Source organism: Streptomyces ureilyticus (assembly GCF_011045025.1).
GTDB lineage: Bacteria > Actinomycetota > Actinomycetes > Streptomycetales > Streptomycetaceae > Streptomyces > Streptomyces ureilyticus.
The window spans coordinates 1-23,439 of record NZ_JAAKZX010000111.1; the positions used below are offsets into that span (position 1 = coordinate 1).

Sequence of the window (23,439 nt, forward strand, 5' to 3'; positions counted from 1 at the left end):
TGGTGGTTGGGGGTTGGAGGTGTTGCCGGTGGGGTCGGTGCCGGTGGAGGAGTGTGTGGTGCGGGTGGATGTGGCGGGTGTGGAGGGTGAGGAGTTGGCGCGGGTGGCGTCGGTGGCGGGGGAGGCGGCGCGGTGTCGTCTGGCGCCGGGTGCGGGGAGGGTGTGGCAGGCGGTGTGGTTCGACCCGGGCCCGGCGGGTTCGGCGGGTTCGGGTTCGGGCCCGGCGGGTTCGGGTGCGGCGGGTTCGGCGGGTTCGGGTGCGGCGGGTTCGGGTGTGGGGTGGTTGGTGCTGGTGGTGCATCATCTGGCGGTGGATGGGGTGTCGTGGCGGATTCTGCTGCCGGATCTGGCGGCGGCGTGGGCGGCTGTGGTGGCGGGTGAGAGGCCGGTGCTGGATGGGGTGGGTACGTCGTTCCGCCGGTGGGCGGGGATGCTCCCGGTTCTGGCGGAGGCCCGGGCGGAGGAACTTCCTTTGTGGTGTGGGGTGTTGGAGGGTCCGGGGCGGGAGGTGCTGCTGGGGCGGCGTGCGCTGGATCCGGTGCGGGACACGGTTGGTGGTGCGGGTGTGGTGTCGGTGTCGGTGCCGGCCGGGGTGAGTGAGGCGGTCCTGACGCGGGTGCCGGCGTTGTTTCATGCGGGTGCTGATGATGTGCTGCTGACGGCGCTGGCGCTCGCGGTGACCGCCTGGCGCCACCAGCACCACCAGCATGATCAGCCCGGTGGGTGGGGTCGTGGGGATGTGCTGGTGGATGTGGAGGGGCATGGGCGGGTGGATGTGGAGGGGGTGGATCTGTCCCGGACGGTGGGCTGGTTCACGACGATTTTCCCGGTCCGGCTGGATGTGGGTGAGGTGGACTGGGATGAGGTGTGGGCGGGTGGTGCGGCGTTGGGCAGGGTGGTCAAGCGGGTCAAGGAGCAGATGAACGCGCTGCCCGATGACGGGTTCGGGTACGGGCTGCTGCGCTACCTGAATCCCGGCACCGCCCCGGTCCTGGCCGGCTATGACCGGCCCCAGATCGCCTTCAACTACCTCGGCCGCTTCGACACCAGCGACAGCCCCGCCGACACCGGCACCGGCACCACCGTCGGCGTACCCGTCGGGGCTGATCCGGGCATGGGGATGTCTCACTGTCTGGAGATCAACGCGATCGCGCATGGCGGTGGTGAGGACGTGCGTCTGGATGCGGCATGGTCCTGGCCGCAGGGAGTCCTGGACCAGGAGCAGGTGCAGGAGCTGGCTGATCTGTGGGTTCGGATGCTGGAGGTTCTGGCGGGGCATGCGGCCCTGCCGGAGGCCGGCGGGCATTCCCCCTCCGACTTCCCCCTGGTCTCTCTTGAGCAGGAGCAGCTCGATGGGTGGGCCGGTGAGGGGATGGTGGTCGAGGATGTGCTGCCGCTGTCGCCGTTGCAGGAAGGGCTGTTGTTCCACGCGCTGTTCGACGAGGACACCGCCGACATCTACAACGTCCAGCTGGTGCTGGACCTGGCGGGCGCCTTGGATGCGGGGGTGCTGCGGCGTTCGGCGGAGGTGCTGGTGGGCCGGCATGCCAGTTTGCGGGCGTGTTTCCGGCAGGCCGGCGGTGGGGGCGAGCCGGTCCAGGTGATCACCGGCAATCCGGTGCTGCCGTGGCGTGAGGTCGATCTGAGTGGCTTCTCCGGGGCCGGGCAGGGTGAGCGGGTGGCGCGGCTGCTGGAGGAGGAACGGGCTGCCCGTTTCGACATGGCCAGCGCGCCGCTGATGCGCTTCCTGGTGATCCGCCTCGCCCCCGACCGGCACAAGCTCGTGATCATGAACCATCACATTCTGCTGGACGGCTGGTCGAGTCCGCTGGTTGTGCGGGAGCTGTTCGAGCTGTATGGGCAAGGCGGGGACGACAGTGCGCTGCCCGCGCCGGTGCCTTACCGGCCGTATCCGGCCTGGCTGGCACGGCAGGACCGTACCCAGGCCGAAGAGGTCTGGCGTGAGGTGCTGGCCGGGGCGGAGCCGACGAGGCTCGCCCCCGCCGGCCACCGCTCACAAGCCGGCACGCGTGAGGAGACCGTGGTTCAGCTGTCCGGCGAAGCTGATTCAGCGATAAGGCAGTTGGCGCGTCGGCATGGGCTGACGGTGAACACGGTGCTGCAGAGCGCGTGGGCGTTGTTGCTGGCCCGGCTGACGGGCAGGGACGATGTCGTCTTCGGTATGACGGTGTCGGGACGGCCTGCGGAGATTCCCGGTATCGAGCAGATGGTCGGCCTGTTCATCAACACCGTTCCGGTCAGGGTTTCCTGTTCCCCGTCGCTGACGCTGACCGAGTTGATGGGCCGGGTGCAGCAGGAGCAGTCCCGGCTCAGCGACCACCAGTACCTGGGCCTGACCGACATCCAGCGTGGGGCCGGCCAGGGTGAACTCTTCGACACCCTCTACGTGTTCGAGAACTACCCCGTCGCCGTCGACAGTGCTGACCTGCCCGGAGGGCTGACGATCACCGGCATCGAAGGCTACGACGGCGACCACTATCCCTTGAAGCTCGGCGTGTTGCCGGGTGACAAGTTGGGGTTGCAGCTTCGGTACGACAGCGAGCTGTTTGACACATCGGCGGCTGAGACGATGCTGAGCCGATTGAAGCACTTGCTCCACACGATGCTGGACGATCCTGATCAGCGGGTTGCTGCCGTCGATGCGCTGGTTGCCGGTGAACGGGAGCGGCTGCTGGTCGAGTTCAACGATACGACTCGTGCGGTGCCGGATGGCACGGTGTCCGAGTTGTTCGAGGTCCAGGCAGCGCGAACCCCGGACGCGGTCGCGGTGGTCTGCGGCGATGCCCGTCTGAGTTACAGGGAGTTGAATGCCCGGGCGAACCGGTTGGCGCGGGTGTTGGTGAAGCGGGGTGTGGGTCCGGAACGTCTGGTCGGGCTGGCGCTGCCGCGGTCGGCGGACATGGTCGTGGCGGTCCTCGCGGTCCTCAAGGCCGGCGGTGCCTACCTGCCCATCGACCTGGATCATCCCAGCGAGCGGGTCGCGTTCATGCTCCGGGATGCCGGTCCCGAGGTGGTAGTGACCACGGTCGAGTCGGCCTCGGAGCTGCCGATTCAGGACACTGCGCAGTGCGTGTTCACCGATGAGGTCGGGCTCCACGACGGACAGGCTGACAGCAACCTTGCACGCCCAGGGTCGGCGGTGGATCCGGCGTATGTCATCTACACGTCGGGATCGACCGGTAGGCCAAAGGGCGTTGTCGTCGAGCATCGGTCGCTCGTTGCCTATCTGAGTTGGGCGGCGGAGACGTATCCGGGAGTGCGCGGAGCGGCACTGCTGCACTCGCCGCTGTCGTTCGACCTGACAGTCACAGCCCTCTACGCGCCATTGCTCCATGGCGGTTGTGTCTATATAGCCGAGCTGGAAGAGGTGGCTGAGGCACCGCTCTGCGAGCCGACGTTCCTGAAGGCGACGCCGAGTTACCTGACGCTGCTGGACAGCCGACCCGAGGTGGGCTCGCAACTGAGTGAGCTGGTGTTGGGTGGCGAGGCGCTGCTGGGTGAAGCACTTGAGGAATGGCGCCGTGGTCATCCCGAGACCACGGTGATGAATGAGTACGGCCCGACCGAGACGACTGTCGGTTGTATGGAGTACCGCATTGCGCCTCAGGATCAAGTCAAGGCGGGCGTGGTGTCACTGGGCCGACCCGCGTGGAACACCCGTATGTATGTCCTGGGCGGCGGCCTTGAACCAGTGGCGCCGGGTGCGGTGGGTGAGCTGTATATCGGCGGCGCTCTGGTAACGCGGGGGTATCTGAAGCGTGCGGGTCTGACGGCGGGCCGGTTCGTGGCGGATCCGTTCGGTGCGGCGGGTGGGCGGTTGTATCGCACGGGGGATCTGGTGCGGTGGGGTGCGGACGGGCAGTTGGAGTTCGTCGGGCGTGCGGACGATCAGGTCAAGGTCCGTGGTTTCCGGATCGAGACTGGGGAGGTCGAAGCAGTCCTGGCCGAGCAGCCCGGTGTGGCTCAGGCGGCGGTGGTGGTGCGGGAGGACCGGCCGGGTGACAAGCGGCTGGTGGGTTACGTCGTTGCGGAGCCGGGTGTCGTTGCGGAGCCGGGTGTCGCTGCGGGTGGGTTGGATGTTGCTGCGGTGCGGGAAGGCCTGCGGGGGCGGTTGCCGCAGTACATGGTGCCCTCGGTCCTGGTCGCCCTCGAGGGTCTGCCGTTGACGGTGAACGGGAAGCTGGACCGGGCCGCGTTGCCGGTGCCGGATGTGTCGGGGTTGGTGTCGGGGCGTGGTCCGCGTACGGGGCGGGAGGAGGTGTTGTGCGGGCTGTTCGCTCAGGTGCTGGGGGTGGCGGAGGTCGGTATTGATGACAGTTTCTTCGCGTTGGGCGGGCATTCGCTGCTGGCGACGCGGTTGATCAGCCGGGTGCGGTCGGTGTTGGGGGTGGAGTTGTCGATCAGGGATCTGTTCGAGGCTCCGACGGTGGCGGGGCTGGCGGAGTGTGTGGGGGATGGGGTGGTGCGTCCGGCGTTGGAGCGGGTGGAGCGGCCGCGGCGGGTGCCGTTGTCGTTCGGTCAGCGTCGGTTGTGGTTTCTGAATCAGCTGGAGGGGGGCGGGGCGACGTACAACGTGCCGGTGGCGTTGCGGTTCACGGGGGTGTTGGACCGGCGGGCGCTGGAGGCGGCGCTGGGTGATGTGGTGGAGCGGCACGAGGCGTTGCGGACGTTGTTCCCGGGGCAGGACGGGCGTCCCTGGCAGCATGTGGTGCCCGCGGGTGAGGCCAGGCCCCGGCTGCTGGTGGAGCAGGTCGAGGCCGGGGGGATGCGGCAGGCCGTGGCGCGTGCGGCGGCACAGGGATTCGATGTGGTGGTGGACCTGCCGTTGCGGGCGCACCTGTTGTGCGAAAGCTCCGGCGAACAGCAGCAGGAGCAGGTGCAGCAGGAGTTGGCGTTGGATGGGGTGACACTTCGTGTCGCGGCTGCGGTTGCGTCGTGGCTGGTCGCGCCCCGCGGCGGAGCCGCATATGTCACAGCCCCGCGCCCCTGAAGGGGCGCTCCCCGAACCGCCAGCCACCATGCTCACCAGCCACCAGGAACCCACACCAACCCACTCCGTAGAATCAAACCCACTGTGTCTGAGCGTCAAAACACCGAAGAGCCGCGCCGCTCCCGCCCCCGTGCCAAAGGCGAACCCCGCTTCCCCGACGGGCCCCGCGCCGACCCCGCCGGCTCCCACTTCGAGCGGCGGATCCGCAGCTTCCAGCCGCGCCGGAGCCGAGTCACCCATGGGCAGGCGGACGCCTTGCAGCGGCTGTGGCCCAAGTGGGGGCTGGATATCGATGGCCGGCGGAAGATCGACCTCGACGACCTGTTCGGGAACGACAAGCCCGTCGTGCTGGAGATCGGGTTCGGGATGGGCGAGGCCACCGCGCAGATGGCCTCCGATGATCCCGAGACCAACGTCCTCGCCGTCGATGTGCACACTCCCGGCCAGGGGAACCTGCTCAATCTCGCGGACCGGAACAGCCTGTCCAACATCCGGGTCGCCAATGGCGACGCGATCATCCTGCTCAAGGAGATGCTCCGGCCGGACTCCCTCAGCGGACTGCGCGTGTACTTCCCGGACCCCTGGCCCAAGAAGCGCCACCACAAGCGCCGCCTGATCCAGCCGGACTTCCTCACCCTCGCCGCGTCCCGCCTCAAGCCCGGCGCGCTGCTGCACTGTGCCACGGACTGGGAGCCGTACGCCGAGGTGATGCTCGAAGTCCTCAGCGCGCACCCGGACTTCGAGAACTCCCAGCCGGACGGCGGCTACGCGCCCCGCCCGGACTTCCGGCCGCTGACCCGTTTCGAGAGCCAGGGCCTGGACAAGGGCCATGTGGTGCACGACCTGTTGTTCCACCGCGTGCCGCACCGCACCCCGAGCAGCACCCCATAAGCCATCCCGAACCCAGCGGGGCGCAAACGTACCGTCGCGTGCCCACCCCCTCCCTGGTTAGGGTCGATGTTGTGGCCACCAGTCCCCCGTATCCGGCGTACCCCCCGCCTCCCGGCGCCCCCGCCGGAGGCACCCGGCGGCATACGCACTGGTGGCGCCGCAGGTGGGTGCGTTACGGCGCGCTGATCACCCTGCTCGCCCTCTCCGGTCTCGTCATCCTGGCCCTGGTCCGCGAACAGACCGGCACCGAGGGCTTTTTGGTGGGCCTCGGCCTCGCCGTGCTGCCCGTCCCATTGCTGATCGCCGCGTTCCGCTGGCTGGACCGGGTCGAGCCGGGGCCCTGGCGGAACCTGACGTTCGCGTTCGCCTGGGGCGCCTGCGCGGCGGCGCTGATCGCGATCGTCGCGAACAGTTTCGCGACGCGTTGGATAGCCACGGCCACCGCGGACCCCTCCAGCGCCGACACGATCGGCGCGACCGTCATAGCGCCCGTCGTGGAGGAGAGCGCGAAGGCCGCCGCCGTCTTACTCGTCTTCCTGTTCCGCAGACGGGACTTCACCGGGATCGTCGACGGCGTGGTGATAGCCGGGGTCACCGCGACCGGCTTCGCGTTCACCGAGAACATCCTCTACCTCGGCACCGCCTTCGGCACCGACCAACTGAGCGGCGAGGACGGCATCGCCTCCGTCACGGCCGCCACCTTCTTCGTACGCGTGATCATGTCGCCCTTCGCGCACCCATTGTTCACCGTGCTCACCGGCATCGGCTTCGGCATCGCCGCCCTCTCCGCGGACCGCCAGCACATACGACGCGTACTGCTGCCCTTCACGGGCCTGCTGCTGGCGATGGGCATGCACGCCCTCTGGAACGGCTCGTCGGCCTTCGGCACGTACGGCTTCTTCGCGGTGTACGCGGCGTTCATGGTGCCCGCGTTCGGCCTGCTGACCTGGCTGGCCATCTGGACCCGGCAGCGCGAACTCGGCACGATCCGCACCGAACTGCCCGCGTACGCCATGGCGGGCTGGCTGACCGTTCCCGAGCCGTTCGTCCTCGGCTCGATGAAGGCGCGGCGACTGGCCCGCGAGTACGCCACGCATCACGGCGGGCGGACGGCGGGGCGGGCGGTCGCGGAGTACGAGGCGTACGCGACCTCTCTCGCCTTCCTCCGCCACCGGGGGCGCCGCGGCCGTGCGAGCACCGATTTCGTCGTACGGGAACGGGAGTTGCTCCACGAGCTCTGGGCCCGCCGCGAACTGGCCCGCCCCGCGCTGGCGTACGCGGCCCGGGTCACGGCTCCGCCTCCGATGCCGCCGCCGTGGCCCACGTACGGGAACGCGTACGGGCAGGCGTCGCCCTACCCGGCGTACGACCCGGCTTACAACCCCTACCGGACCTAAGCGGCAAGTGGCCCCCGAGGCCGTTCAGGCGAAAGCAAGACGCCACCCGCTTCTCGTCCGAAAGCGGATGGCGTCGAAGGCTGACCTACGGGTTTACGGGTTGAGCCCCTTGCTCCGCAGCCAGGCCATCGGGTCGATCCCGTCGCCGCCCGACGTCTTGACCTCCATGTGGAGGTGCGCGCCGGTGACGTTGCCGGTCGCGCCGACGCGGCCGATGACCTCGCCCGTGCTGACCTTCTGGCCGACGCTGACGCTGATCGAGGACTGGTGGGCGTACCAGACCTCCGTGCCGTCGTCGAGCTTGAGCTTCGTGAGGTAGCCGTACGAGCCGTTCCAGCCGGCCTCGGTGATGGTGCCGCTGTGGACGGCCTTGAGCGGCGTACCCGAGGGAGCGGCGAAGTCCAGCCCGGTGTGGGTCCCGGAGGACCACAGCGCGCCGGACTGCCCGAAGGTCGAGGTGATGGTGTACGAGGACGTCGGCAGCGCGAAGCTCCTGGCGAGCTCGGCGAGGCGCTCCGCCTCGGCCTTCTGCCGGGCCTCCTCCGCCGCCTTCTCCTTGGCGGCTTCGGCCTTGGCCTTGGCCTCTTCCCGCTCCTTGGCGGCCTGCGTGGCGGCCTTCTTTGCGGCGGCGGTGGCGGCGGCCTGCCTAGCCTCCTGGTCGACCTGGTCCTGCTGGCGCTCAGCCTGGAGGATGATGCGGGCGCGCAGGGCCTCGCCCGCGTCGGAGTTGCCCTGCTCGGCGTCCGCCGTGGTCAGGCCGGCCTGGGTGAGCGGAGTCGTGGAACCGGCCTCGTCCTCGGCGTCGTCGCCCGAGATCAGCGGAAGGTCGGGCAGAGTGATCGAGACCGGCGGCTTGCCGGTGTTCGCGCTGGCCATGCCGCCCGCGCTGACGGCGGCGATGACGCCGACGCCGAGAACCGTGGAGCTGCGTGCGAGGCCTCCGCCGCGCTGCTTGCCGACGCGGTGCCTGCCGCGTACGGGCTTGAGGGAATCCTCAGAGGGGTTCCACTCCTCCCAGGTCTCCTCGTCCTGGCGTTTGCCGTAGCCGAATGTGTCGGGCTCCTCATTCGGCGCGAACGAAGTCTGGGGGGCAGGCCGGTTGGACGCCACGTAGGCGCACTCCTTTCCTTCCTTCCGCCTACCGGGTTAGCTGACGGGTTCGGAGCAGGAAGGTCTCCTACGCGCGTTGCTCACGGTGTCTCCACCGGGAACAACGCCCGATTCACCCCAAATTGGTGGTTCCCCGGTTCCCTTGCGGGATTCGGCGCGTGCGCACGGAGCCGACTCTTGTGTCGGCTGGGACGACCGCGCTGCGTTATCGAACGTTAATAGAGGCAGGCCCTGGATTCCAAGCTGTTCTGGAGATTCGTTGGCAGTCTTGGCCTGGACTTTCAGGTCATCAGTGGGATGAATCGGGCGAGTTGATCGTGACTCCGGTCCAATTCACTGCTGTGACTGCTGTTGACAATGTTTCAGTTGTTATGCGGAGTGGGTTCGTCCGACTACGGAAGGTGATACGAAGCCGCTTCCGGCATCATGCGTCGGCCTCACGGTCTCCGGACCGCCAGCAGCGCCATGTCGTCCGTCGCGCCGCCGACTCCCGTGTGCCGTACGACTTCCTCCACGAGCGTGGCGAGCAGCGCCCGGGGGCCGCGGAAGGTCCGGCCGGCGAGGCAGTCCGCCGGGTCGAAGAAGACGCCGTGCCGGTCCCGGGCCTCGGTCACCCCGTCCGTGTAGAAGAGCAGGGTGGCTCCGCCGGGGAACGGGACCTCCTGCGACCGGTCGGGCCACGGGCCCAACTCGCCCATCCCGAGCGGCAGTGCCGGGTCCTCGGCCTTCAGCGTGTCCAGCGAGCCGTCGCAGTACAGCAGGAGCGGCCCCGGGTGCCCCCGGTGGACGAGGCGTACGACGGCGTCGGCGTGCGGGATCTCGGCGAGTACGGCGGTGGTGAAGCCCTCGAAGATCTCGATGCTGCCGCGCCGGGCGGCCTCCCGCACCAGCGCCCGCTCCAGTCGCTGCGCCACCGCCTCCAGGGTCGCCTCCTGCTCGGCGGCCTCCCGGAAGGCCCCGATGAGCACGGCCACAGCCGCCACCGCACCCATGCCCTTCCCGCGTACGTCGCCGACGACGAGCCGTACGCCGTGCGGGGTGTCCTGCACGGCGTACAGGTCGCCCCCGATGAACGCGTCCGCCTGCGCCGCCTCGTATCGCGCCGCGACGTCGAGCCCGCCGATCCGTTCGGCCGGTTCGGGCAGTACGGCGCGCTGGGCCGCCTCCGCGATCTCGCGGGCGGAGGCGAGACGTTGGTCACTGCGGCGTACGAGGCGGTTGATGACGAGGGCCAGCACGGCCACCGCGGCCGCGGTGGCCACCTCTGTGGCGGCGCCCACGTCGAAGTCGCCCCTGATGTGCAGCAGGGACAGCGCGGCGACGGACACGACTCCCGTACGCAGCGTGTTGGCGAAGGTGGAGAGGGGTGCGGCGACGAGCGGGGCGACCGTGAAAAAGGGCACCGCGGTGAAGGGGGGCGGGGTGAGGAGGTCGTAGCAGACGCCCGCGATGATCAGCAGTACCGGAAGTGCCTGGATGAGGGTCCGGAGGTGCGCGACGCTCCGTCCGCCGGTCTCCACTTCTCCGGGCCCCGCCACTGGTCTCCCGCCCTTCACCGCGTCACCGCGCTCCGTCCAGGTTTCCCGGCGGGCGGTCGGGGGGCGACCTGTGCGGGCCGAGTGGGTGAGCGGGCCATCGGGACAGGACCGGCGGGAACCCCGAAAAAGCACTCAGGGCCGGAACCCGTAGGTTCCGGCCCTGAGTGTTCAGTAGCGGGGACAGGATTTGAACCTGCGACCTCTGGGTTATGAGCCCAGCGAGCTACCGAGCTGCTCCACCCCGCGTCGGTAAGACCAGTGTACGCCATCCGCGGGACGCTCAGCACACGCGTTTTCGCCGCCCGCCCTTAACCGATCGCCCTGCACTTGACCGAGCAGTGGCGGTTGCCTCAACCGAGCAGATGACGGTTGGGCTCGGCGGCCCGTTCCGCGTATTCCGGGAGTACGACGACCTCGGCGCCCTCGGCGGCCAGCAGACCGCTGCCGTCCGCGGACCGGACGAACGTGTCCGGCTCGCGCCAGGCCGTGACCACGCGGCGTACTCCGGCGTCGAGGATGAGCCGGGCGCAGGGGGCGGGCCGGGAGGCGCGGCGGGCGCAGGGTTCGAGACTGCTGTAGACGGTGGCGGAGGGCAGGCGCGGGTCGGCCGGGTCGAGCTTGGCGAGCGCGGCCTCCTCGGCGTGCGAGACCGGGTCGGACTCGCGGGAGTAGCCGCGGGCCAGTTCCGTGCCGTCCGCCGCGACGACGACCGCGCCGACGCTGAACGCGGTCCGCGAGGGCGGGCACTGGGCGGCGAGCTCGCAGGCGATCTCCAGCCAGTGCCGGTCCGCCGCGGAAGCGATCCCGCCCGCTCCGGGCGCCGTGGGCACGTACCGCATGAGCACCACATCGCCCACCGGCCGGGTCTCCGCGAGCCGCATCCTGTTGCGCACCCCGCCCGGGTAGCCGCCGGGTCCGAACATCCGGGGCGCGTCCGGCTGCCCCACGAGGAGGGGTGCGAGAGCGAGCTGCAGCTCGTCCGCGAGGCCCTCCTGGAGCAGCTGGGTGTGCACGCGCCCGCCGCCTTCGACCATGAGCCGCCGTACGCCTCGTACGTCGTGAAGGTGCTCAAGTACGGCCGGCCAGTTGAGCTCCGCCCCGACGGGGACGACGTCGACGCCCAGGCCGCGGAGGGCCGCGGTGGCTTTCGGGGCGCCCTTGTCCGTCGTGTACACGACCTTCTCGCCGCCCGTGGACCAGAAGTTGAGGGCCGGGTCCAGGTCGCCGCCGCCGCTGACGGTGACCTTCAGCGGGTACTCCGGGCGGCCTTCCGCGACCCTGGCCGCGCGCCGCTCGGCGGAGTTGACCAGGAGGCGGGGGTTGTCGGCGCGCAGGGTGCCCGCGCCGACCAGGATCGCGTCGGAGTGGGCCCGCACCTCGTCGACCCGGTCGAAGTCGGCCGGGCCGGAGAGCCGCAGCCGTTCGGGGCCGGTGTCGTCCAGGTAGCCGTCGAGGGAGACGGCGGCGGACAACAGGACGTAGGGGTGGGGCATGGGGCGTACTCTCCGCTCGTGCTGGACCGATGGTGGTTCAATTTTTAAACAGTACCTACAATGGTGGCATGACGACCCGCTGGCTCACCCCCGAGGAGCAACGCGCCTGGCGCGCGTACATCGCCGCCTCCTACCTTCTGGAGGACGCGCTCGACCGGCAGCTCCAGCAGGAGGCCGGTATGCCGCACCTGTACTACACGATCCTGTCCGCCCTCTCCGAGACTCCGCAGCGCACCCTGCGGATGACGGATCTCGCCAAGGCGTTGAAGATCACCCGCAGCCGGCTGACGTACGCCGTGACCCGCCTGGAGAAGGACGGTCTCGTACGCCGCGAAGACTGCCAGATGGACAAGCGCGGCAGCCTCGCGATCCTGACCGACGAGGGAATGGCGGTGCTGGAGCGGGCGGCGCCGGGGCATGTCGAGATGGTGCGCACCGCGCTGTTCGAGCACCTCACCGAGGAGCAGGTGGGGCAGTTGGAAGAGATCTTCACGGGGGTCGCGTCGGCGCTCCAGGGGGACGGCGAGAAGGCCGCCGCGTCGGACGACCTGCCGTGGCGGCGGCGGTCGTCCAGCCAGCAGTGCTCGTAGATACCAGTGCGGGCGTCAGGTGGTCGTGAGGATGACGAGTTGCTGGGTCGCCCGGGTCATCGCGACATAGTGGTCGACCGCTCCTTCGATGCCCTCACCGAAATGCTCCGGGTCGATCAGGACGACCAGGTCGAACTCGAGTCCCTTCGAGAGCTCCGGGGTCAGGGAGCGGACGCGGGACGACCTCGTGTGGGATCGGGGCGTCGCCGGGGATGTCGTACTGGATCGGGATGTCGTACGGGATGTGGGGGCGGCGATGACGCAGGCGGTCCCGTCGGTGTTTGTGGCAAGCCAGGTGTCGAGGGTCGAGTCCAGTTCGGAAGCTGATCCGTGGACGACGGGGACGCCGCCGCTGCGGATGGAGGTCGGCACGTTGGCGTCCGGGAGGGCGGCGCGGATGACCGGCTCGGCTTCCGCCATGATTTCTTCCGGTGTGCGGTAGTTGATGCTCAGCGAGGCCAGGTTGATCCGGTCGAAGCCGATCCGCGCCAGCCGTTCCTGCCATGACTCCGTGAAGCCGTGCCTGGCCTGGGCGCGGTCGCCGACGATGGTGAAGCTGCGGGACGGGCAGCGGAGGAGCAGCATCTGCCATTCGGCGTCGGTCAGTTCCTGGGCCTCGTCCACGACGATGTGGGCGAACGGGCCGGCGAGCAAGTCCGGGTCGGGGGTGGGCAGTTCGGACTCGTCGACCAGGCTGACCTTGGCGTCCTCGCCGCTCAGCATCCTCACCAGGCCGATGCCCTCGTCGCCGTCGGCGCCGGAGTTGGCCACGGCCCCGATCAGGTTGTCGACGACCTGCTCCATGCGCTCGCGCTGGGCGGCGAGGATCGCCTGGTGCCGGCGCTTGCGCCGGGCCGTCTCCGGGTCGCCGAGCCGCTGCCGGGCCGCGTCCAGGAGGGGCAGGTCGGACACCGTCCAGGCCTGCGGTTCCTCCTTGCGCTGCAGCTTCTTGACCTCGTCGGGGGTCAGCCAGGGGGCGCATTTGCGGAGGTAGGCGGGGACCGACCACAGGTCTCCGACCAGGTCGGCCGCTTCGAGCAGCGGCCATGCGTGGTTGAAGGCCGCGAGGAGTTCTCGGTTCTGGTTGAGCGACTTCCGGAGCAGGGCGGGTGAGGCCTCCTCGGCGTCGTGCTTGTCCGCGAGGATCGTGAGCAGTTCGTCCCAGACCTGGGCGCGCCCATCGTTGTGCGGAGTGCCGGGTTCCGCCGCTTCGAACGCTTCCGCCCAGTCGTCGGCGCTCAGCCAGACGTCGGACCAGTGAGTCGTGACCGTCATGCCCTTGGCGGGCGGCTCCTCATAGAACCGTACGGCCGTCTCGATCGCCTTCACCAGGTCCGCGGACGACTTCAGCCGGGCCACGTCCGGGTCGGCCTCGAGCGCTGCCGCGGCTCCCTCGTCGACGAGGTCCCGCAGGGTGCAGGTCTGTACGCCCTCCTCGCCGAGGCTGGGGAGGACATCGGCGACGTAATCCAGGTACGGCCGGTGCGGGCCGACGAACAGCACACCGCCGCGGCGGTGTCCGAGGCGGGGGTCGGAGTAGAGGAGGTAGGCGGAACGGTGCAGGGCGACGACCGTCTTGCCCGTACCCGGACCGCCGTCGACGACGAGAGCGCCACGCGATCCGGCGCGGATGATGGCGTCCTGGTCGGACTGGATGGTGCCGAGCACGTCGCGCATCCGTGGTGAACGATTGGTGCCCAGGCTGGCGATGAAGGCGGACTGGTCGTCGAGCGCGGCGTGCCGTTCCAGCCCGTCGGCGGTGAACACCTCGTCCCAGTAGTCGCTGATCCGGATGGGGGTCCCCCCGCTCATGGGGGTCCCCCCGCTCGAGCGAAGCCGAGAGTGGGGGAGAAGCCGAGAGTGGGGGCGGGTCCAGCGGTACCTGCGACGGCTCGCCAGACCCATGGGATTGGCGTGGGTGGCTCCGAAGAACGGCTCGGCGGCGGGGGAACGCCAGTCGACCAGCAGCCGACGGCCCGTACTGTCCGTGAGGCCGAGTCGTCCGACGTATACGGGTTCGGAGTCGTCGTCGGCGACCATGTGGCCGAGGCACAGGTCCAGGCCGAAGCGGCGCAGCGTGCGCAGGCGGGCGGTCAGCCGGTGGATCTCTGTGTCGCGGTCCATCGCCTGCCGGCCGGTGCCGCCGGGCGCCCTGCGCTCGGCGTCCAGTTGGTCGGACACCTCGGCGATCGTCTGCTCAAGGCACTCCGCGATGGCCGCGAAGTGCCGCTCGTCGGCGGCGATCAGCTTGGGGTCGGCCTTGGAGGAGAGGTTTTCGGGGAGGTCGAACGCGCTGGTGGTCAGGGGGTTCACGGCGATGGGCTCCGATCTGGGGTCGCTGGCGACCGTTGCGCGCGGGAAGACGTTTGGAGCGGTGTGACGCACCTGTGGGTGCGGGTTCTCGTGTTCTCGGGGCCTGGCTCGGCGGTCCGCGTGGTTCACGGGACGGTCGAGCCAGGCCCTGCTCAGCCGACCGCTTCGAGCAGCAGCTTCGCGGCGACCGTCGCGCCGTCGGTGCGGACCGTGCCGGCCACGGCGGTCGCTTGTGCGCGGGTCTCGGGCGTGAGGGCCGTGGTGAGCGCGGCGGACAGGGACTCGAAGGTCGGAGTCGGACCATCGTGTGCCGCTCCGATGCCCAGCTCGGCCACCCGGCCCGCCCAGTACGGCTGGTCCGCGAGCTGGGGTACCACCACCTGAGGCGCCCCAGCCCGGGCAGCCGTCGTCGTGGTGCCCGCGCCACCATGGTGCACGACCGCGGCCACCCGGCCGAACAGCGCCTGATGGTTGACCTCACCGACGGCGAAGCAGTCGTCCTCGTCGTCGATCAGGCCCAGGTCGGCCCAACCGCGGGAGACGAGTACGCGGCGGCCCTGCGCGCGGACCGCCTCGACGGCCACCTGAGCGGTGTTCTCCGATCCGCCCATGGGCATGCTGCCGAAGCCCACGTACACCGGTGGTTCGCCCGCATCCAGGAACCCCAACAGGTCTGCCGGGAGCGGGCGTTCGTCGGGCAGGATCCAAGCGCCGGTCTGTACGACGTCCAGATCCGGCGTCTGCTGCCAGGGGTCCAGAACTGGGTCCGTAGCCAGCCACGGCTGGTCGCCGATGACGTAGTCGCGGACGTTGTCCACCGGGGGCAGGCCGATCGACGCCCGGTTGGTGTTGAGCGCCTCGCCGAACAGCGCGTTGATGCTCTGGGCGTCCAGGTCCCACAGTGCCCGGTTGTCGGTCACCTCCGGCGGGAGCGGACGACCGGGATACGCCAGCGGCGGGCGGTGCGGCGACGGCAGGGTGATCTGCTGGAAGGTCGCGGACAGGGAGCGGATGCCCAATTTCTCGGCCACCGACCGCGCGCCCGCCGCGGCCGGCATCATGCCGGTCGACACCAGCGCGTCACAGCCCTCGGCCGCCGGGAGGACCACGTCGAGCAGTCCGGCGATCACCTCGGCCGCGCGCCGGGGCAAGCCCTCCGGGGGCAGCGACGGCGCCGCCTTCGTCAGCGCACGCGCCGACGGCCCGAAGGGCAGCAGCTCTACGCCGACACCGGCCAGCAACTTCGCGAACTCCTCGTCCGCCGGCGCGCACACAAGCACCTCGGCACCAAGTTCTCGTATCCGCGCCGCGAGTCCCGCCATCGGCTGGACATCCCCGCGCGACCCATACGTCGACAACAGCACACGCACTTCGCGACTCCCCGTTTTCGCTGGTCCTGGCCATTTCCTGGCCTTAGGCGGGCAATTCTGCGGCACGACGTGGGCCTTGCCGCAAGCCCCCCGGTGCGCTATAAGTTGAGAGTGGCAAGGAGTCGGTGACCTCCTTGCCTTTTGTTTTTGCCGCCCACCTCGCACGCGTTTCGGGCCACCGCGTACGGGTTTCGGGCCACCGCGCACGCGTTTCGGGCCACCGCGCACGCGTTTCGGAACTGTTGCTTCAACTTTTAACCATGAGGTAGGGTCTCGATCCAGGCTCCTGCTTCAAATCTGAAGCAGACCGAAAGCTGCACCCGAAAGCCGCTCGGATCCCGGACTCGGAGAACCCGCATGCCCGAACTGCTCCCCGCCGCCACCCCGCGCGCACGCGTCCGGGTCCCGCTGCGTTTCGACGACGGCTACGGCGTCGACGCCGACGTGGTCACCTTCCACGGGCTGACCGACGGCCAGGAGCACGTGGCCCTCGTCCTCGGCACCCCGTCGGCGACCCCGTTGGTCCGTCTCCACTCCGAGTGCCTGACGGGCGACGTCTTCGGCTCGGCCCGCTGCGACTGCGGACCGCAGCTCCGCGAGGCGGTCGAGCAGATCGCCACGCGCGGCGGCGTACTCCTCTACCTCCGCCAGGAGGGCCGCGGCATCGGCCTCTACAACAAGCTCGACGCGTACGCCCTCCAGGACCAGGGTCTCGACACCTACGCCGCGAACACGGCCCTCGGCCTGCCGGAGGACGCCCGCGACTACACCTCGGCGGCCCAGATGCTGAGCGCCCTGGGCATCTCGTCCCTCGACCTGCTGTCCAACAACCCGGACAAGGCGGAACAGCTCCGTACGCTCGGCGTCGACGTTCAACGCCGGGTCCCGACAGGGGTGTTCAAGACGGCGCACAATGTCCGCTACCTGCGGGCCAAGGTCCTCCAGACCCAGCACACGCTGCCGCTGCCGGAACTCAGCGCGGGCTGACCCCGTCGTCCGAGTCGGCCTTGACCTTCAGGCTGACCTTCAGCGCGGAGCCGAAGACTCACTTCGTACGGCTTGTGCGGCTCGATCGTCGCGTACGCGCCCGACGAGGTCCTCGGCGGCCTCCGGCCACGTGGCGTGGTCGAAGGCGAAGCCCGCTTCGAGCAGGCGGCCGGGGACGACGCGACGGCTCTTGAGCAGGAGTTCGGTGTCCGAGCGCATCGCGAACGCGCCGAGTTCGGCCATCCACTTCGTGGCGGGCAGGCCCACGGGAACGCACCACGCGGCGCGCAGCGTGCGCATGAACGTGCGCTGCGGCACAGGATCGGGAGCGGCGACGTTCACCGGCCCGGCCAGGTCGTCCCGGTCGATCAGAAACTCGACGGCGCGCACGAAATCGCGATCCTGAATCCAGGACACGTACTGCGCGCCGCCCGCGACCGGTCCGCCGAGCCCGAGCCGCGCCAGCCGGAGCAGGACGTCGAAAACGCCTCCGTGGTCGGGGCTCATCACCATGGCCGTGCGCAGGGCGACCTTGCGGGTGTGCGGGGTCTCCGCCCGTTCCTGCTCCCGCTCCCATGCTTTGGCGATCTCGACGCTGTACGCCCAGTAGTCCGGCACGCCGGGCTCCGTGCCGCCGAACACGCCGGTCGCCTCGTCATGGGGTGCGTCGAAGCGGTGGGCGTAGATGGTGGCCGTACTCATCTGCAGCCAGACGCGCGGAGGTTGAGCGGCGGCGGCGATCGACTCCCCCACGACACGGGCGGAGTTGACGCGGGAATCCATCATGGCTTGGAGATTGGCCGGGGTGTACCGGCAGCTGACGCTGCGTCCGGCCAGGTTGATCACGATGTCGCTGCCGTTGATCGCCTCGGTCCAGGGGCCCAGGGTCTCGCCGTCCCAGTGGATCTCACCCTTGTGTCGGGGCCGTCTGGTCAGGACCACGACGTCATGGCCCGCCGCGGTCAGAGCGCGGTTCAGGATCGTCCCGATCTGCCCGGTTCCTCCGGGTATTACGATCTTCATCAGGCTCCCCCTAGGTATGCGGGGAGCCTACCGCAGAAATTTGAACGCGTTCAAAAGAGTGCCAAAAAGAAAGGCAAGGAGGGTCACATCCGCTCCTTGCCACTCTCAACGTATAGCCCACCGGGGGGCTTGCGGCAAGGCCCCCGTCGTACCGCAGAATTGCCCGGCCAAGGCCAAGACCTGCGGAAATGGGGGGTTTCATGATCGACGTGATCGTTGCCGGCGCCGGTCCGACCGGCTTGATGCTGGCCAGTGAGTTGCGGCTGCACGGTGTGCACGTGGTGGTGCTGGAGAAGGAGACAGAGCCGACCAGGGTGGTCCGCTCGCTCGGCCTGCATGTGCGCAGCATCGAGGTGATGGACCAGCGCGGTCTGCTGGAGCGGTTCCTCGCACACGGCAAGCAGTACCCGGTGGGCGGTTTCTTCGCCGGGATCGAAAAGCCCTCGCCCGTCCGGCTGGACAGCGCACACGCGTACGTCCTCGGCATCCCGCAGCCCACCACCGATCGCCTGCTGGCCGAGCACGCCGCCGAGGTCGGCGCCGAGATCCGGCGCGGCTGCGAGCTGGTCGGGCTGAGCCAGGACGAGGACGGCGTCACCGCCGAACTCGCAGACGGAACGCGGCTGCGCTCGCGCTACCTCGTCGGCTGCGACGGCGGCCGCAGCACGGTGCGCAAGCTGCTCGGCGTCGGCTTCCCCGGTGAGCCCAGCAGTGTCGAGACGTTGCTGGGCGAGATGGAGGTAACCGAGGATCCCGAGACGATCGCCGCCGTCGTCGGGGAAGTCCGCAAGACCCAGAAGAGGTTCGGCCTCGGGCCCCTCGGGGACGGGGTGTACCGCGTCATCGTGCCTGCCGAGGGAGTGGCCAAGGACCGCGCGGTCCCGCCGACCTTCGAGGAGTTCAAGCAGCAGCTGCGGGCGTGCGCCGGCACCGACTTCGGCGTGCATTCACCGCGCTGGATGTCCCGCTTCGGCGACGCCACCCGGCAGGCCGAGCGCTACCGGGTCGGGCGGGTGCTGCTGGCCGGGGATGCGGCACACATCCACCCGCCGACCGGTGGGCAGGGGCTCAACCTCGGCATCCAGGACGCGTTCAACCTCGGCTGGAAACTCGCCGCCGAGGTGGGCGGCCGGGCACCGGAGGAGCTGCTGGACAGCTACGAGACCGAGCGGCACCCGGTGGCCGCCGCCGTGCTGGACAACACCCGGGCGCAGATGGAGCTGATGTCCACCGAGCCGGGGCCCCAGGCAGTGCGACGGCTGGTGTCGGAACTGATGGACTTCGAGGACGTGCACCGGTACCTGATCGAGAAGATCACCGCGATCGGGATCCGCTACGACTTCGGCACCGACTTCGGCGAGGGCCATGACCTGCTCGGCCGACGCCTGCGGGACGTGAACCTGAAGCAGGGTCGCCTCTACGAGCTGACGCACACCGGCCGCGGTCTGCTGCTCGACCAGACCGGCGGCCGGCTCTCGGTGGCGGGCTGGGACGACCGGGTCGACCATGTCGTCGACGTCAGCGAGGAACTGGACGCGGCGGACGTACCCGCGGTGCTGCTGCGACCGGACGGGCATGTGGCGTGGGTCGGTGAGGATCAGGAGGGTCTTGCCGGTCAGATGGCGAAGTGGTTCGGCGCGGCGGTCGGCTGAGCGGGCGGTTGCGGATCGAAGGCCGGAGCTTCAGACCAGCCAGCGGCCGTCGCGCATCAACTCGCGGTCGCGCAGCTCGTTCTCCTCGCGCCAGGCCTGGATGCGGCGCGGGGTGATACGGAACCAGCGGTACGGCGTGGTCAGTTGGCGCGGGTCGAAGCCGGTGCGGGCGGCGAAGCGGTCGGCCCGCTGCTGCGGCAGCTCGTCGATCTCGAGGACCTCGACGTCACCGTCGATCATGGACACGTCGCGGGTGTGGCCCAGCGCGAGCCGAGCGGTCCCGGTGGCGGCCAGGTTCCTGCCGGTCGGGCTCTTGGCGGGGGTGGCCACCAGCAGAGCCTCACCGTCCCAGTCGTGGGACAGCGGTACGAGGTATGGCGCGCCGTCCGCCGAGGCACTGGCCACCCAGACGTCGTCGTCGCGGGTGAGCCGGTCCTCGGTGTCACGGCGGCGCTGGGCACGGGAGCGGGGGTCGGCGTGCACCACGGTCATGGTCACTCCTGTAGTCGGGGTCACGATCCCTGTGGCCACAGCCTCTCCCGGTCCGTAAGCGGTCCACCTCCGTGCTGACCACGGAAACCGCCACGGATAGACGGACCGAACGCCGCGGACAGCCGGACAGACCGCCACGGATAATGACCCGGTGTCCACTCCAGTGATCTCCGCCCGGGAAGCCGAAGTACTCGCGCTGCTCGGGGAGCACCTCAGCAACGCGGAGATCGCCGCGCAGCTGTTCATCTCCGTACGTACCGTTGAGTCGCACGTCTCCTCGCTGCTGCGCAAGCTGGAGGTGCCGGATCGGCGGGCGCTTTCCCGGCGCGCGGCCGAGTCCGCCCACGCCGAGCGCTCGCGGTCGGCACCCGCTCTCCCGGTGCGGCTGACGCCGTTCGTCGGCCGGGCGCGCGAGCGGGGCGAGTTGGCCGAGGCGGTGAAGACTCACCGGCAGGTGACCGCGGTCGGTCCGGGCGGGGTCGGCAAGACCCGACTCACGCTGGCGGTGGCGGCGGAAGTGGCCGGCGACTTCGCCGACGGGGTGTGGTTCGTCGACCTGGTCCCGGTCACCGATCCGGAACGGGTGGGGGCGGCCGTCGCGGCGGCCGTGGGCGTGGGCGAGCAGCCCGGGCGTGGCGTCGACGACGCGGTGGTGGCCACGCTGGCGGATCACCGGGCGCTACTGGTGCTGGACAACTGCGAGCAGGTACGCGACGGGGTCGCGTCGTTTCTGGAACGGCTGTTGACGGCCTGTCCGCGGGTGCGGGTGCTCGTGACGAGCCGGGCCCGGCTGATGGTGCCGTACGAGCGGGTCTTCCCGGTCCCGCCGCTGTCGCGGGCCGGTGGCGACGCGTCGGAGGCGGTGGCGCTGTTCATGGACCGGGCGGCGGCGGTCGGCCAGCCGCCGCCTCCGGCGGTGCGCGAAGGGGTCGTGGCCGTCTGCGAACGGCTCGGCGGCATGGCGCTGGCGATCGAGCTGGCGGCGGCGCGATGGTCCACGCTCGGCCTCGACGGCCTCACGGCCGGTCTCTCCGACCAGCTGCGGATCCTCACCGGCGGGGCCCGCGCCGACGACAGACACCGGTCGGTGCGGGCGGTCCTCGACTGGAGCCATGACCTGCTTCAGCCGGAGGATCAGGCGCTGCTGCGCCGAGTGTCGGCCTTCGCCGTGCCGTTCACCGCGGAGGCGGCCGGCGCGGTGGCCGGGTTCGCCCCGCTGGATCCGGCCGCGGTCACGGACGGGCTTGGCAGGCTTGCCGAACAGAGCCTGCTCGCCGTGACACCGGCCGCGGACGGCACCCGTTACCAGCCGTTGGAGACCATCCGCCAGTACGGGACGGAGCGGCTCGCCGAGGCCGGTGAGCTGACCGACGTCCGGTCCCGCCACGTGGAGTGGTGCCTGGCCGGCGCGACCGGACTCCTGAAGGCCGACGGCGCGGACTGGCGCGCCCGGTTCGACGCTCTGGCGGACGACCTCAGGGCCGCTCTCAGCTGGGCCGCCGAACAGCCGGAGCGGCGCGGGAAAGCGTGTCAACTGGCCTTGTCCCTAGCCGAGTTGACGTTCACTCGCAATCTGCTCGGCGAGGCCCAGCAGCGGTACGAGCAGGCGGCCCGGCTCGCCGAAGACGCGGCCGCTGCCGCCGCCGCGCTGCGCCACGCCGCCTCGGTGGCCGGGTGCCGCAGGCTCGGCGGCGACATGTTCCGACTGCACCGTGCCGCCGCGGAGGCCGCCCGCCGGGCCGGGGGCGGCGCCGGTGCCGCCCGCGAACTGGCGGCCGCCGCCACCGTCGCGTACCGCTTCTCCACCTCGTTCACGCGGATTCCCCCCGTGGACGAGGTGACCGCCATGCTCGCGGAGGCGCGAGAACTGTCCGGCGCTGACGACCTTGCCGCCGAGGCGGCTGTCGCGCTGGCCGAGGCGGCGGTGGTCACGGACGCGTACGGCGCGATTCAGGGAGACGCGGACAACACCGTCGAGGAGACGGTCGCGCGAGCCGAACAGGCCGTCGCTCTCGCCCGGCGCACCGGCGACCCGGTGGCGGAGTCGGCCGCCCTAGACGCGCTCTCCGGCGCCCTGAGCTGGGCCGGTGACGCCTTCGCCGTGGCAGGGCTCGCCCGGCGCCGTATCGACCTCCTGGCTTCCGTACCGCCGACTCCCGCCCGTACGCACGAGTTGATGGACGCCCTCGCCATGGCCGCCGGAACCGCCCTCGGTGTGGGTGAGCTGCCGGAGGCCCGACGGTGGGGCAGGCAGCTCGCCGACCACCCCCAGCTGGCCGAGGCGGGCCACCACGCCACGTCCTGGCTCCTGACCGCGGACGCGTTCGCCGGCCATGCCGAGGAAGTACTCACCCGCAGCGTGAGGTTCCTCGACGCGTGGAAGCACAGCGGCCGCCCGCGCTCGCTGTCCCTCGGCGCCGCGGCCGCGTCGGTGGCCATGATCCACGGCTTGCGCGGCGACCACGACGCCCGGGCGGACTGGCTCGCGATCGTCGATCAGGCGGACACGGCGGTGGAGCAGCACCGTCTTGGCTACGGTGCGGTCCTCGACGCCATGGTCCTGCTCCACCACGGGGACGTGGACGCCGCGCTGGAGCGGGTCACGCCGAAGCCGGACGAGGTGTGGAAGTGGGTGTGCTGGATCTGGCACCACTGGTACGTGGCGCTCCGCGCGGAGACGGCGGTACTCGCCCGGCACCCGGACGCCCGGGCCCGCATCGACGCCGCGCGCGCCGTGGTCACCGGCAACCCGGTCGCCACCGCCCAACTGGACCGCGCGGAGGCACTGTTGGACGGCGACGTGCCGCGCCAGGTCGCCGCCGCCGCGGCGTTCGACGCGGCCGGCTGCCCCTACCAGTCGGCGCGCACGCTGCTGCTCGCGGGCGGCGAGCATGCCACCGCCGGAATGGCCGCGCTGGCCGGCCTCGGTCTGGCGCCCAAGGCCGTCGGATAACCGCCGCTGTGTGCGCCTCCTCCGTGTGCGCCTTCAGCTCACCGCCTGCTTGACCAGTGCGGCGATCCGCGCTTCCGCCTCGTCCGTCACCTCGGTCAGGGCGAAAGCGGTCGGCCACATGGTGCCCTCGTCCAGCTTCGCCGGGTCGTTGAACCCGAGGGTGGCGTAACGCGACTTGAACTTCGCCGCGCTCTGGAAGAAGCAGACGACCTTGCCGTCCAGTGCGTAGGCGGGCATCCCGTACCAGAGCTTCGGCGCGAGGACCGGGGCGTTGGCCTTGACAACGGCGTGGACGCGCTCGGCGATGATCCGGTCCGAGTCCGGCATCTCCGCGATCTTCGCGAGCACGTCCCGCTCCACCTCCGCCGCCTTGTCCGCACGCGACCCGCGCCGCGCCGCCTTCTTCTGCTCCTGAGCGTGATCCTTCATCGCGGCCCGCTCCTCGACCGTGAATCCCTCGTACGAGCTGTCCTTGGCGCTGGCCATGATCACTCCTGTGGTCGTGAGTCACGATCGGCCGGTGTGCCCTGTCGAGCCCGCCCTGCCGCTGTGCTCACAGCTTGTCCCGACCGGGGTACGGGCGACATCCGTGCTGACCACGGAATCGACTACGGATACC

General features: G+C 70.2%; 15 protein-coding genes, 1 tRNA gene and 1 riboswitch. Of the genes, 7 read left to right on the forward strand and 9 right to left on the reverse strand.

The features are described from left to right. Positions 1–28 precede the first annotated feature (28 nt). The 3 genes from G6048_RS28845 (at position 29) to G6048_RS28855 (ending at position 7,299) form a co-directional block, all read left to right on the forward strand. On the forward strand, positions 29–5,011 hold the full coding sequence (locus tag G6048_RS28845; RefSeq protein ID WP_165342525.1) for a non-ribosomal peptide synthetase: 4,983 nt from the start codon (positions 29–31) through the stop codon (positions 5,009–5,011). An 84-nt stretch (positions 5,012–5,095) separates the two neighbouring features. Then, a complete protein-coding gene (gene trmB, locus G6048_RS28850) occupies positions 5,096–5,902 on the forward strand; it encodes a tRNA (guanosine(46)-N7)-methyltransferase TrmB (RefSeq protein ID WP_165342526.1) in 807 nt (268 codons plus the stop codon). A gap of 71 nt (positions 5,903–5,973) precedes the next feature. Next, the gene (locus tag G6048_RS28855; RefSeq protein WP_165342527.1) at positions 5,974–7,299 is read left to right on the forward strand and encodes a PrsW family intramembrane metalloprotease; all 1,326 of its coding nucleotides are present in this window, start codon (positions 5,974–5,976) and stop codon (positions 7,297–7,299) included. A 93-nt stretch (positions 7,300–7,392) separates the two neighbouring features. Here the strand turns inward: G6048_RS28855 and G6048_RS28860 are convergent, their stop codons facing one another. From G6048_RS28860 to G6048_RS28875, 4 genes are all read right to left on the reverse strand, one after another. Continuing rightward, entirely contained in the window at positions 7,393–8,409 is a 1,017-nt protein-coding gene (locus tag G6048_RS28860; RefSeq protein WP_165342528.1) for a M23 family metallopeptidase, read from the reverse strand. Between the two features lie 10 nt (positions 8,410–8,419). Further along, a riboswitch (cyclic di-AMP (ydaO/yuaA leader) is annotated at positions 8,420–8,576 on the reverse strand. Between the two features lie 270 nt (positions 8,577–8,846). Further along, positions 8,847–9,965 carry a PP2C family protein-serine/threonine phosphatase gene (locus G6048_RS28865; protein ID WP_408056185.1) on the reverse strand — a complete coding sequence of 373 codons (1,119 nt, stop codon included), beginning with the start codon at positions 9,963–9,965 and terminating at the stop codon, positions 8,847–8,849. Between the two features lie 154 nt (positions 9,966–10,119). Beyond that, positions 10,120–10,193 (reverse strand) — tRNA-Met (locus G6048_RS28870). A gap of 104 nt (positions 10,194–10,297) precedes the next feature. Beyond that, the gene (locus G6048_RS28875; protein WP_165342529.1) at positions 10,298–11,440 is read right to left on the reverse strand and encodes a dihydrofolate reductase family protein; all 1,143 of its coding nucleotides are present in this window, start codon (positions 11,438–11,440) and stop codon (positions 10,298–10,300) included. Between the two features lie 68 nt (positions 11,441–11,508). Between G6048_RS28875 and G6048_RS28880 the strand changes: the two genes are divergently transcribed. Then, positions 11,509–12,030: a MarR family winged helix-turn-helix transcriptional regulator gene (locus G6048_RS28880; RefSeq protein WP_165342530.1), complete on the forward strand. Its 522-nt coding sequence runs from the start codon at positions 11,509–11,511 to the stop codon at positions 12,028–12,030. Positions 12,031–12,045: 15 nt separating this feature from the next. On the opposite strand, the gene helR is transcribed toward G6048_RS28880, so the two are convergent. Together helR and G6048_RS28890 are read right to left on the reverse strand one after the other, a co-directional pair. Further along, positions 12,046–14,343 carry an RNA polymerase recycling motor ATPase HelR gene (gene helR / locus G6048_RS28885; protein ID WP_165342531.1) on the reverse strand — a complete coding sequence of 766 codons (2,298 nt, stop codon included), beginning with the start codon at positions 14,341–14,343 and terminating at the stop codon, positions 12,046–12,048. Between the two features lie 152 nt (positions 14,344–14,495). Further along, on the reverse strand, positions 14,496–15,665 hold the full coding sequence (locus G6048_RS28890; protein WP_235990456.1) for a glycosyltransferase: 1,170 nt from the start codon (positions 15,663–15,665) through the stop codon (positions 14,496–14,498). Between the two features lie 405 nt (positions 15,666–16,070). Between G6048_RS28890 and G6048_RS28895 the strand changes: the two genes are divergently transcribed. Further along, on the forward strand, positions 16,071–16,700 hold the full coding sequence (locus G6048_RS28895) for a GTP cyclohydrolase II (protein ID WP_165342533.1): 630 nt from the start codon (positions 16,071–16,073) through the stop codon (positions 16,698–16,700). 39 nt (positions 16,701–16,739) lie between these two features. Here G6048_RS28895 and G6048_RS28900 read toward each other — a convergent pair whose 3' ends face one another. Next, complete coding sequence (locus G6048_RS28900; protein ID WP_165342534.1) at positions 16,740–17,723, reverse strand: TIGR01777 family oxidoreductase; 984 nt, start codon at positions 17,721–17,723, stop codon at positions 16,740–16,742. 200 nt (positions 17,724–17,923) lie between these two features. Here G6048_RS28900 and rox point away from each other — a divergent pair, with 200 nt between their 5' ends. Continuing rightward, positions 17,924–19,375, forward strand: a complete 1,452-nt coding sequence (gene rox, locus G6048_RS28905; RefSeq protein WP_165342535.1) for a rifampin monooxygenase — start codon at positions 17,924–17,926, stop codon at positions 19,373–19,375. A gap of 30 nt (positions 19,376–19,405) precedes the next feature. On the opposite strand, the gene G6048_RS28910 is transcribed toward rox, so the two are convergent. Next, entirely contained in the window at positions 19,406–19,867 is a 462-nt protein-coding gene (locus G6048_RS28910; protein ID WP_165342536.1) for a pyridoxamine 5'-phosphate oxidase family protein, read from the reverse strand. Between the two features lie 151 nt (positions 19,868–20,018). Here G6048_RS28910 and G6048_RS28915 point away from each other — a divergent pair, with 151 nt between their 5' ends. Next, positions 20,019–22,820 carry an ATP-binding protein gene (locus G6048_RS28915; RefSeq protein WP_165342537.1) on the forward strand — a complete coding sequence of 934 codons (2,802 nt, stop codon included), beginning with the start codon at positions 20,019–20,021 and terminating at the stop codon, positions 22,818–22,820. A 33-nt stretch (positions 22,821–22,853) separates the two neighbouring features. Here G6048_RS28915 and G6048_RS28920 read toward each other — a convergent pair whose 3' ends face one another. Then, positions 22,854–23,306, reverse strand: coding sequence for an iron chaperone (locus G6048_RS28920; protein ID WP_165342538.1), 453 nt, complete (start codon positions 23,304–23,306; stop codon positions 22,854–22,856). Positions 23,307–23,439: the final 133 nt, after the last annotated feature.